Annotated in this window: 9 protein-coding genes; 6 read left to right on the top strand and 3 right to left on the bottom strand. The window is 35.7% G+C overall.

Going from position 1 to position 12085, the window contains the following annotated elements:
- Positions 1–466: 466 nt before the first annotated feature.
- Positions 467–610 carry a hypothetical protein gene (locus WAK64_RS08255; RefSeq protein WP_336586483.1) on the bottom strand — a complete coding sequence of 48 codons (144 nt, stop codon included), beginning with the start codon at positions 608–610 and terminating at the stop codon, positions 467–469.
- Between the two features lie 875 nt (positions 611–1485).
- Here WAK64_RS08255 and WAK64_RS08250 point away from each other — a divergent pair.
- From WAK64_RS08250 to WAK64_RS08235, 4 genes are all read left to right on the top strand, one after another.
- The gene (locus WAK64_RS08250) at positions 1486–3867 is read left to right on the top strand and encodes a M4 family metallopeptidase (protein ID WP_336586482.1); all 2382 of its coding nucleotides are present in this window, start codon (positions 1486–1488) and stop codon (positions 3865–3867) included.
- Positions 3868–4146: 279 nt separating this feature from the next.
- The gene (locus tag WAK64_RS08245; protein ID WP_336586481.1) at positions 4147–5022 is read left to right on the top strand and encodes an NAD-dependent epimerase/dehydratase family protein; all 876 of its coding nucleotides are present in this window, start codon (positions 4147–4149) and stop codon (positions 5020–5022) included.
- 84 nt (positions 5023–5106) lie between these two features.
- The gene (locus WAK64_RS08240) at positions 5107–6057 is read left to right on the top strand and encodes an aminoglycoside phosphotransferase family protein (RefSeq protein WP_336586480.1); all 951 of its coding nucleotides are present in this window, start codon (positions 5107–5109) and stop codon (positions 6055–6057) included.
- A 217-nt stretch (positions 6058–6274) separates the two neighbouring features.
- Positions 6275–6859 carry an HAD-IA family hydrolase gene (locus tag WAK64_RS08235; RefSeq protein ID WP_336586479.1) on the top strand — a complete coding sequence of 195 codons (585 nt, stop codon included), beginning with the start codon at positions 6275–6277 and terminating at the stop codon, positions 6857–6859.
- Between the two features lie 89 nt (positions 6860–6948).
- On the opposite strand, the gene WAK64_RS08230 is transcribed toward WAK64_RS08235, so the two are convergent.
- Both WAK64_RS08230 and WAK64_RS08225 read right to left on the bottom strand, forming a co-directional pair.
- Entirely contained in the window at positions 6949–8463 is a 1515-nt protein-coding gene (locus WAK64_RS08230) for a right-handed parallel beta-helix repeat-containing protein (RefSeq protein WP_336586478.1), read from the bottom strand.
- A 51-nt stretch (positions 8464–8514) separates the two neighbouring features.
- The gene (locus WAK64_RS08225) at positions 8515–8754 is read right to left on the bottom strand and encodes a hypothetical protein (RefSeq protein WP_336586477.1); all 240 of its coding nucleotides are present in this window, start codon (positions 8752–8754) and stop codon (positions 8515–8517) included.
- Between the two features lie 368 nt (positions 8755–9122).
- Between WAK64_RS08225 and WAK64_RS08220 the strand changes: the two genes are divergently transcribed.
- Together WAK64_RS08220 and WAK64_RS08215 are read left to right on the top strand one after the other, a co-directional pair.
- Complete coding sequence (locus WAK64_RS08220; protein ID WP_336586476.1) at positions 9123–9608, top strand: GNAT family N-acetyltransferase; 486 nt, start codon at positions 9123–9125, stop codon at positions 9606–9608.
- A 136-nt stretch (positions 9609–9744) separates the two neighbouring features.
- Positions 9745–12075, top strand: coding sequence for a UvrD-helicase domain-containing protein (locus tag WAK64_RS08215; protein WP_336586475.1), 2331 nt, complete (start codon positions 9745–9747; stop codon positions 12073–12075).
- The last annotated feature ends 10 nt before the right edge of the window (positions 12076–12085 follow it).

The following is a 12085-nucleotide window of genomic DNA, read 5'->3' as shown; positions in this document are numbered from 1 at the left end:
TTCCTTGTTTAATAAGCCTTGTGCTTTAAACTCTCATTAAGGATACGTTAGTCGTCATCACCGTTTACGAAGTTCCATCAAACAAAAGGGAATGAATTTATTATATCAATATAATTAAAAGGAAGGATATTTAATAAGAGCAAGGTGAATAATTCATACTGCTCTTATTCCAATTTCAGAGGAGCAGTAAGGACAGGATCTTAGATTTTTAGGAAAAAGAAGAAGTGTGTGTTAATCGACTGAATTTGAGCACTGAAAGAACGAGTCAATGCGATTTATAGCATTAGAGACTATAAAGAAGGGAAGGTTGATTATTTGTACAAACTACTCATTAAATACTTCCGCCCGGATTCATTGTAGCTGTTATCGCTATCATAAACTTATTTTCCGACTCACGTACAACACCCTTTATAGTCTCTAATGCAACGGAAAGAATTTGGCAATTTTCTCAAAAAAAAGTCACCCTTTATAGGTGACTTATATTATCTTCAGTAAGGATTTTTGTTTCTTCTATATGTTTAGCTTCGTCGTACTCCATAAACTCATAACTTACATCTAATTTCCATCCACAGTACGGATTATCAATAAAGTTAGGTTTTCGGCTGGTCATTTATTACGACCTTTCTATAATCAACTAGTACGGCTTCAATTACTTCCGCCACCTTCGACACCCATTTTCATCAGGTTGACGTTCAGTTGACTTATACAAATGCTGCTAGGAATGCTAGCTGTTTATCTATGTAATTTTGCAATAGTATTGATCGATAGGCAGATAGACTAAAAGGGGAAAATTGGATTACAAAAGCTAGTGAGCGGTGTTTTCTTGTTTCTAATAAGTAAAAATATAGGTATTTTATAGTAAAAAAGAAGAAAGTTAATTTAGTAGATTTTACGTCTGTAAAGGGGTTTCATCTATAAAACATACTTTTTTTGTAAAAAAATAACGACTAATTCTTTATCGCTTTATTATTGTAACGCGGTATCTTTATACTGTGATATAGCTATATTTGAACGTAATTTCGTAAAAAAATAAGGATACTGAGTAATGTGAGAACAGTCCTATATTTTTATATATATCGACATATATAGGACTTTTTACACTACAACTCTATAAGAAATTTGTAGATTTATGATATTTTAGTAATAAATATTCAAATTTAAAAAAAGTGTTGTACAAATGTTCAGAATTATATAAAGTATAAATGTGAACAAATCTTGTACATAAGGTATCACAAAGTATTTCTAGCACGGATTATGTAGGTGACGGATTTTTTATACAGGAGCAGGAATCTATCTTTAATATAGATGGATTTTTTCTAGGCTGTAAAATAATACGAATTTAATTTTGATGGGAATGGAATCTTTCTTCTATATAAATATTTCATTTTCAAGTTCAGTTCACTATACAAATAAATCCAAGTTTCCGCATCAGATTACCAAGTATAAATAGCTCACAAAAAAAAGAGAAAAGAAAAGAGGAGAAAAATGAAAAAGAGAAAATTTGTTACATCCGTTTTAGCTACAGGGTTGGCATTAAGCACATTAGTTGTCCCAACGTCTTCATCAGTATCTGCTGAGGAAAAAATAGATAAATCAGCAGTTCAAGCGAAGCAAAAAACGAAACAACAAAAGAAATTAGAAAAGTTGCAGGAAAAAACAACTAAAGCAAACGCGAAATTTAAAATGGCATGGGATGAGAAAAAGAACGCACCTCGCTTTATTTCTGGTAAACTATCAGACAAAAAAGCAAATATTTCTGATTTCCTGAAAGAAAACAAAGACATCTTCAATATTGATGCAGGTGAGTTTGAGATTCAAAAAGTAGAAAAAGATGATCTAGGAATGACTCATTATCGTACGCAGTTAATGGTTGATGGCATTCCTGTGTATGGCGCTGAGGTAAATGTTCATACAGATAAAGCTGGTGTCGTAACAGCTGTAAATGGTGTTTCTGACAAAAAGCTTGAAAATAAAAAATGGTCTAAATCTGTTAAGCTCTCAAAACAAGATGCGATCGAGGTTGCTGAAGAGAAGCTAAGCTTTACGCCAGATAAAGATACGTATACGGTTGAACCTGCTTCTGACCTTTATCTTTATGAGCATGAAGGTAAATGGGCGCCTGTATACATCGTTGAGCTACAATTCCTAGAGCCTTATATTGGCCGTGAGTACTTCTTCATTGATGCGAAGAAAGGGGAAGTTCTTAAATCCTATAATAGAATTCATGATGCGGAATCAGTTGGATCTGGTACAGGCGTTTTAGGTGATACGAAAACACTTAATACGTTTGAGCAAAATGGAGTCTTTTCACTGTCTGATCGTACGAAACCATTGGGAGTAACTATTGAAACGTATGATGCTGGAGATCAGTGGGCTACAGGGTCCATTGTAACGGATAGTGACAACAACTTTACCTCTTCTCGCCAAAAAGCAGCAGTTGACGCACATTTTTATGCGGGTGTAACGTTTGATTATTTCAAAGATAATCATAATCGCAATAGTTATGATAACCAAGGAGCTGACATCATTTCGAGTGTTCACGTCCGTGATCCTGACGCATTAAATCGCCCATGGAACAACGCTGCTTGGGTTGGAACGCAAATGGTATACGGTGATGGAGATGGCTCAACATTTACTGCCTTATCTGGATCATTAGATGTTGTTGCTCACGAGTTAACGCATGCTGTAACTGATTTCTCTGCAGATTTAGTATATGAATTTCAACCTGGTGCTTTAAATGAGTCATTCTCTGATGTATTCGGAGTGCTCGCCGAAGCGGAGTATGAAGGAGAAGTAGATTGGTTATTAGGAGAAGATGTTTATACGCCTCATATAGCTGGAGATGCCTTAAGAAGTATCTCAAACCCAACTCTATACGATCAGCCTGATCACATGGATAATTTCCGTGTATTACCAAATACACAAGCAGGCGACTGGGGTGGCGTTCACATAAATAGTGGAATTCCAAATAAAGCATTCTATCACATCGCAACAGATATCGGCTTAGATAAATCAGGCGAAATTTACTATCGCGCTTTAACGCAATACTTGACTTCACAATCCCAATTTGACGATGCTCGTAATGCATTACTTCAATCAGCAGCAGACATTTATGGTGAGGATGGAGCAGAGTATAATGCGGTTGCAAATGGTTTTGCCCAAGTTGGAATTGGTGGTTCTGTTGTAACTCCTGGTAATGATACGTTTGAGCCAAATGATACATTAGGTGAAGCTCATGAAGTAGCGAATGGTGAATCGTTAACTTCATACATCTCCTCTGCAAACGATGATGACTATTATAAGTTTACAACGAGCGGAGCAGGCGAAATCTCTATTGATCTAACAAATGTTCCACAAGATTACGATCTATTCTTGTTAAACAGCAGCGGTTCAACATTAGCAAAATCTGAAAACGGAAGAACGAGTAATGAATCGATCACGTATAATGCGTCAAGTGCCGGAACTTTTTATGTAAAAGTAATTGGTTATAATGGAGCTAATAGTACAAGCCCATATAATTTAACTGTTTCTTACCCATCAGTAGTGGTAGGCGATGGTGAATGGTTCACGGAAGCAGCAAGTTTTGACACAGATCACCCGTATTCAAACAATTCAACCGACACGTTCACTTATGAAAAACCAGGTGCACAAAAAGTAGCGATCCATTTCTCTGCATTTGAAACGGAAACAGGTTATGACTTTGTCCATATTAAAGACAAAAATGGTACGATTATTGAAAGTCTTGATGGCAACAGAGGTTCATTCTGGGTTGAAGTAGATGGTGACAAAATTAGTGCAACACTTGAAACGGATTTCAGTGTAACTGGATATGGCTTTACAGTAGATGAAGTTCGTTATTATCAGTAATAATCCATAACAGTAAGGAATTATTCTTTACTTAATGGGATAGTTAGCTAAATTTTGAACACTTAAACCTGTAGGTTCTTTATGAACTTACAGGTTTTTGTTTTGCATACTAATGGTCTGATTATGCAAGCTGTTCAGAAGTGAATGGAAAAGAAATATTGAAATGGTTAATATTTCAGATTTTTTAAAAATTAAGGTAAACTAATGAGTACGAATAGAAAAGTTATGCTTCTATTCCATATAGTGGTGCATGAATAAGTATTAAGGGAGGAGTAAAATATGAAAATTTTAGTTTTAGGTGGGACAAGGTTTTTTGGAAAGAAACTAGTCACTAGATTACTAGATGAAGGGCATGAAGTAACCATTGCAACGAGGGGAAAGACAGCTGATCCTTTTAATGATAAGGTAAATCGAATCGTGATGGATCGTGAAGATCATGAATCCTTAAAGTTAGCGGTTGGGTCACAGCATTGGGATATTGTTTACGATAATATTTGCTATTCACCTCAAGCAGCCGCTAGTGCATGTGAAGTATTTGCTGGAAAGGTAAAGCACTATATTTTAACTTCAACTCTATCTGTGTATGAATTTGGACAAGAAAAGTTAACAGAAAATAGCTTTGACCCTTATTCTTATCCAATTAAACTTGGGAAACGGACGGATTTTTCATATGGCGAAGCAAAACGCCTAGCGGAAGCCGTTTTTTTCCAACAAGCCAATTTCTCTGTAAGTGCCGTTCGGTTTCCAATCGTACTTGGACCGGATGATTATACGAAGAGATTACATTTTCATATTGAACAGATAAAACAGGAAAAACCGATTGGAATTCCAAATAAAGAGGCAGAAATGTCCTATATTAGCTCAGATGAGGCGGCAAAATTTTTACACTGGCTTAGCCATAATCATTTAAGTGGACCAATCAATGCTTGTTCCAAAGGGGAATTATCGTTACGAGAGATCCTAACTTTTATTGAAAAAGAGGTAGAGATGAAAGCGATCGTCCGTGAGGAAACAATAGAAGAAAATAGGTCTCCGTTTGGAATTCCGAACACGTGGTGCATGGATTCTTCCAAAGCACAAAAAGCGGGATATGAATTTCAGCGAATCGAGAGTTGGTTTCCAGCTTTAATTCATGAAATTGTTGAAGAGGCATGATCAGTCCATAATTAAAATATTTTTTGTCTCAAAAATGCTGTCACCTCTCAATGCGATAAATTAATGCCTAAAAGGGGATCTGTTATGAAACTTCCAAAACAATTTGTAGAAAATATTCGTTTAAATGGCAAAGAAAAAGGAGAGGCGTGGCTACAGCAACTACCGTCCTTAATCGATTACTGTGAACATAAGTGGTCACTCAAGATGCAAGACCCATTCCGACTTTCTTATAATTATGTTGCACCAGCTACCTTAGAAAACCATTCGTCGGTAGTGGTGAAAATCTGTATGTTAGGTCAAGATTATTTTGATGAACTAGAGGCTGTTCAATTGTTTAATGGAAAAGGAATGGTGAAGCTCGTTGATTCAGATAAGGAAAAGGGAATTCTAATCCTTAAGTTAATATCACCTGGCAATATGTTAGCAGAAGTAGAGGATGATGAAGAGGCTTGCAGAATCGCTTCATCCGTTATAAAGAAATTAAGTAGACCAGTTCAAGCACCATTTAGCTTACCTACAACGAAGGGAAGAGAAGCGAAACTTCGGACGATTGTTAATAATCATCCAAATGGGCTTGGGCCAATTTCTAAGGAAACCTATACAAATGCTGTAAAAATCTTTACATATTTAAACGATACAATCGAACACTATTTTCTTCTCCACGGTGATTTTCATCATTATAATGTGCTGTCGTCTGCTGAGGGACGATGGATTGCGATTGATCCTAAAGGGTTAATCGGGGAAATCGAATATGACTTAATTCAATTTTTATTAAATAAATTACCTGAGAATGGAGCGTATCAAGTAATTGAAAAGCGTGTTGACATTCTGACAAAGGAATTGAATTTAAATAAGCAACGCCTTCTTCTTTGGGGTTTTTGCCATACTGTATTAGCTACATCGTGGACAGTAGGAGATGATGGCACTTACTATAAGCCGTTTTATGAAGGAATTGAGATTTTTGAACGGTTATATCAAGCTCATTTTGACGAAACCGTTCACTCCATAAATAAAGTAGACCTCATGAGTACATAATCTTGTAGAATCAATTTGTGTTGGTACTGATGTAAAGGCGATAAATCTTTACTGTTAAACGGTTGTGTAATCTAATTGAGGTTGACTTATATTTTGTTTTAAGCGTTATTCTCTTTTTCAAGCCCAAAATAGGACACTATTCACTTTTCATTACAGCCAATGCTATTATTACAATTTGTTAAGGTTAAAAAATATCAGCCAGAAAGGGTGTCTTCCTGTGAATATATTATGGGATTTTGATGGAACACTATTCGATACATATCCAGCTTATACGAAGATTGTGTCAACGGTACTTGGAGGAAAAGTCGATGAAAAAGAGGTTTATCAGAAGTTGAAAATTTCCTTTTCTCACGCTATTGAGTATTACAAGCTGAGCGATAAACAAATGAAAGAAATCGCTAAACTAGAAAGCGAGCTATCTCCAGGTGATATCCAGCCTTTTGAAAAGGTAGAGGAAATTTTACAGCTTGCTACTAAGAATGTTATCATGACACATAAGGATCGAGAAGGGGTTATGTCGATCCTACAATACTATGGCTGGGACAATTATTTTGAGGAAATTGTTACAAGTGATGATGGCTTTCCAAGAAAGCCTCATCCACAAGCATATAAATATTTACATCAAAGACATCAATTAGATTTAGTCATTGGCGATAGAGAACTAGATATATTACCTGGAAAGGAATTAGGCTTAGCTACTTGTTTGTTTCAGCATCCAAATGAAATTGCTACATATAATATATCGGATTATGCTGAATTTGTTGAGGTAATGAACACAAGAAAATCAACGTTTGGAAGTTGACTTTATCGTCATTGAAAATAAAACAAAATAACCATTCCTTCTCTAAAAAGGAGGGTGGTTATTTTGTTCTATACCCATTACGACCATAATTAATTTCCGCAATCCACATTGACCCCAAAGGATGTTCCACACTTGTTCCCTTCAAAGAAGTTATTGTCTTCATCAACAATATCTGTGTCCGTATTAAAAAATACTTGATTAAATAAAATTTCATTTTGTGTAGAATTAACATCAAGGAAGATCCCATTCATTCGATTGTTGAATACTCTATTTAATTCGATCGTATTTAACGTCGCTCCAATTGAATCGATCCCATTTAACGTATTCTTAATGACGATATTCTTCGTAACGCTATTATTATTCGATTGTGTATCTAACTTAATCCCATTTTCTCCATTCCGTTTAACCTTATTCCGTTTGACTGTATTGCGAAAAGAGTCCTGATTGATTTCAATTCCATCCCCTGTATTTCCAATTACAAAATTGTTTATGATTGTGTTCAGAAATGAAGGACCTTGTCCATTATCCCCATCATCCATTAAAATCCCGTCTCCTACATTATTTTTAATTAGGTTACCAAAGATAAAGTGGTTATGCGATTCTGAGTCGATTAGAATCGCATCATCTGTACTGCCTATTATTTTATTGCCAATCACGTTGTTAAAGGCCGTTTCATCCTCAAAGAATATCCCATGTCCTCTATCTTCTTCACTAAGACCATTATCCAAAATTAGATTACCTAATATCAAGTTATTAAAGGTATCTTCATCCATTTCAAATCCATCATTCAAATTTCTTATCACCTTATTTGCAGTGAAGAGATTATCACTAGAATCCTCTATATCGAATCCTTCGTCCCCATTCTCCTTCGCTATATTTCCTAAAATAATGTGGTTAAATGAATCATCAATGTCGAATCCGTCATCTACCTGATTATTGACTTCATTCCCAATTAAAAAGTTACGCAAAGAATTGTCACTATCCAACCCATCACCTTCGTTTAGCGTAATTATATTTTTAAGAACGATGTTTGTATTAGAATTGTTATCTAACTGAATTCCGTCGATAAAGTTCTCTCCTGTTAAGTTTTGCTTAATAAGATTATTGAAAGAATTGTTATCAACAAAAATTCCATTTGATTCGTTTTCTAACAAATCATTTTTTACAACACTATTTTTAGAAGATTGATCTAAGTAAATACCGTTCCCAGTCGTAAGCATAAAAGCTTCTCGCTCAAAGTTTTGAATCACAAATCCTCGAATTGTAATTTTAGAGGATTCTGTGACGGTAATCCCATTATCAAACCCTTGAAGAGTCCCATCAATAATCGGTTTTCCAATGCCAATTAATTTAAGTCCAGTTTTTCCTGGGCCGACCTTCACAGCTTCATCATACGGACTCAAGGAGTCAGTGACTAAAATAATGTCGCCGTCATCGGATGAATCTACAGCATCTTGAATCATTGTAAATTGAAATCCTTGGCCAACAATAAGAACCTTTTGCTGGAATAGAACAATCCCGATTACAAAAAGGACAATGAAAACGATGAGAGATGAAAGAAAGAAAATCGTGACTTTCTTGTGAGGAAACGGTGTCTTTATCACTTCTTCACCACCTGTCTCTTTGCGTTAATGAAAAAAGGCTTATTGCCCATTTTAACTTTTCTTATTGCGGCGCTTTAATCCACACTCAAACACCAATTTCCAAATCATAAACAAAGCAACAAGAACGAAAAAGCCACTAAAAATTAACACAATGATGGCCGTTATACTCCAAAATAATGCGACTAATACTAATGAAGTAGCCATAACAATAAAGAGGCCCAATGAAAAGAACCCTATTGAGATACCAGCGCCTGTAACTGAATGACATGACTTTGACTGTTCATCTCCCACTCTCTTCATTTCCTTCAAACAAACTTATTCTATAAACTATATGTAGCGTCATCACATTCATGAGAGGAACTTTAAACGAATGGTGAAATACATCCGTTATTACAACGGAATACCACTTTTTTTCATATATAATGAAGGGCTAATCATTCATTTTTATCATTAAATTCAAGTGGGATATACAAATGACATTGCATCTTGTGGAGGAGTAAATATAATTTTATTACTCACAAGAGGGCTTGGTAAGGAAGTGTCCATTTTCGTTATCATTTTAAAAAATATAATAGCTATGTTATTTAAATCTATTCATTGCATTTCACGTGATAGAATAGATAGTAAGAATGTTTAAATTTAATAGAAAAGGTGAGTAGATGATTCGTACATATACTGTAAAGGATGCTGATTACATCATTCATTCACATTACGATCAATATCATAAAGAGTTTCAATACGATGAATCGTTTCGCAATTTTATTGCAACGAGTGTCCAAGGGTTTATTGAGCGAGGTCATAAGCGAGAAAATATATGGATTGTAGAATTGGAAGGAAAGCAATATGGATCCATTAGTATTAAGAATGTTAATGATAAGACAGCTCAATTAGGTTTATTTCTTATTGAACAAAAGGTAAGAGGGGCAGGCTATGGACAGCAGCTCATCAAAATAGCAATTGACTATTGTAAGGAAATGGGCTACGAAACCATCATTCTTTGGACAAATCGTGAACTTATTACAGCTAGACGACTCTATGAAAAAAATGGTTTTCAATTAATAGAGTCACGAGCTCGATTCCTATCTAACAAAAAACTAATCGAAGAATGCTGGGAGTTAAATTTAGAAGGCAAGAGGGGAAATTGAATCTATTATCTTGAAGGATGAAATAGAGTCCTTGTTGAGTTTATCCTGCTTCAGTGTTAGGATATTTTTCTCAACAAATAAAGAAAGAATCTGTTACTATGGAAGAATGAATAGAGAAAAAAGGGGGACTTGAACTGTGGATAGCTCTCAGCTAACGGTCCATTCAAAACAAGCCAATCAGCCTCCTCAGAACAATGGTCAACGATATACGTATCAATCACGACCTGAAGGTGCGACAAAGGAACTTCAGCATCAAGCTTTATTGGCAAGTTCAGAAACATCTAAACAGCTCGTTTTAGCGGATGAGCAAGATTCATTTTATTTTAGAGCGCTTGAAAATAACGGAGTTTTCCTAAATCAAGGTCAAATAGATGCCGTACGACATGGCGATGGGCCTGCGCTGGTCCTTGCAGGGGCAGGTAGTGGCAAGACCAGAGTATTGATTTCGAGAGCAGGCTATTTAATGTCTGTAAAGAAAATAAATCCAAAGAATATATTACTACTGACTTTTACAAAAAAAGCCGCGAATGAAATGAAGCAACGAATGGAAAGTTTACCGGGCATCTCACGAGCAATGATTCGTGATTTAACGGCAGGTACATTCCATTCGATCTTTTTGTCTATATTAAAATGGCAAGGTTATACACAATCTATTTTATCGAGTGAAAAATATAAGCATACTGCATTGAAAATTATCTTAAAAGAAATGAAGCTACAGGATGCATACGAACCAGAAACGATTTTATCTTTGCATTCTCATTACAAAAACCAGATCATAACGCTTGATGAAATTCCAGCGAGTACGGTCGTTGAAAAAGAAATGAAAGAAATTTTTACGAAATATGAACGATGGAAGCAAAAAAATCATTTCATTGATTTTGACGACATGCTGTTAGAATCGTATTTGTTATTAAAGAAGAACCCCGAATTATTAGCAAAACTTCAAGCTCGTTTTCATTATATATTATGTGATGAGTGGCAAGATACGAATCCGTTACAATATGAGCTAACGAAATTGTTAGCGAAGCCACAACAAAATCTCTTTGTCGTTGGCGATGATGACCAAACAATTTATTCCTTTAATGGCGCTGATCGTTCCATTATATTAGGATTTCAGGGTGATTATGAGAATACGAGAGTGATTCATTTAGATATAAACTATCGCTCCTCTAGAAGCATTCTTTCACTTGCTAATGAAGTCATTAACGGAAATACGGTTCGGCATAAAAAGGAGTTAAAAGCTACGATAACAAATGACTATCACCCTTTATTTGCTCGCCCAAATACAACAGATGATGAAGCAAAATCCGTTATTGATTTTATAAAAGAAGAAGTAGCTGCTGGAAAGAGGTCGTATAAAGATTTTGCTATCTTACATAGAACGATAAGCAATAGTCGTGCGATTTTTGAACAGCTTGTGCTTCAGGAAATACCCTTTGTTTCATATAGTAGAGGGGATAGCTTTTATGAGCAATCAATCGTAAAGCCAGTATTAGATTACTTGAGAGTGGCCTTAAATGGAAAAAATTCAGAGGCAATAAAAAATATATTACCGACCATGTACTTACAAAGGGATTCTGCCTATCGTTTTATTGAAGAAGAAGAACTCTTTTATCCAAAAACACATTTACTCGAGCATTTACTCAACATGCCTAAGCTAAAGCCATTTCAGAAAAAGCAACTGGCCGAACGAATTACCTTGTTGCATTCGTTAACAATGTTAAAACCAAAACAGGCCATTCGAAAGATTCGTAGCTTTTATGATAAATATATCGAAACGGATGATCGGAAGAGTTTAACTCTTCATAAAGAAGTAGTGAAAGAGACACTAGCGGAGCTTGAAGCTTCCGCCGCTCACTTTGAGACGATTGCCCAATTTATTTCGTTTGTAGATGATATTATTGAAAAGAATAATGAGATGGAAGAAAACAGAAGAAGTGATGCGATTAATGCAGTTTCACTCATGACGATTCACAAATCAAAAGGGTTGGAATTCCCAGTTGTGTTTTTAATCGGTGCATCCGATACGATTTTACCTCACAGCTCTGCGTTAGATGCCGATAACCGGAAAGATATGGTCCTAACAAAAGGCAAGCAGGAAGATGAAAATGTGGTTCTTCAAGCGATTGAAGAGGAGCGAAGACTTGCGTATGTTGCGATTACACGAGCAAAGGATGAACTATATGTATCATCACCAGCCTATTATCGTGGGGAGAAAATAACGGTCTCTCGGTTTATACGAGAACCGTTTACAGATATAAAAGAGATTGAGCAACGTAGCGGAAGCTCAAAACCGCAAGTGATTGTAAACCTGAAGAAAAAGTGGGAAAAACTATTAGTATGGGACTGTGTAAATGATGCTTGCAAAGGCTGGATGAAAATAACATCGAATGAACAGCTAAAACAATGTCCATTATGCCGAGAACAGATGATAAAAAAAGAACGAAAAGTACAAGTACGAGTGTAGGCATTGAAGG

Origin of the sequence: Bacillus spongiae (assembly GCF_037120725.1) — a bacterium.
Classification (GTDB): domain Bacteria; phylum Bacillota; class Bacilli; order Bacillales; family Bacillaceae_K; genus Bacillus_CI; species Bacillus_CI spongiae.
Note: the sequence above shows the minus strand (reverse complement) of the source record. Positions and strands in the feature narration are given on the sequence as shown.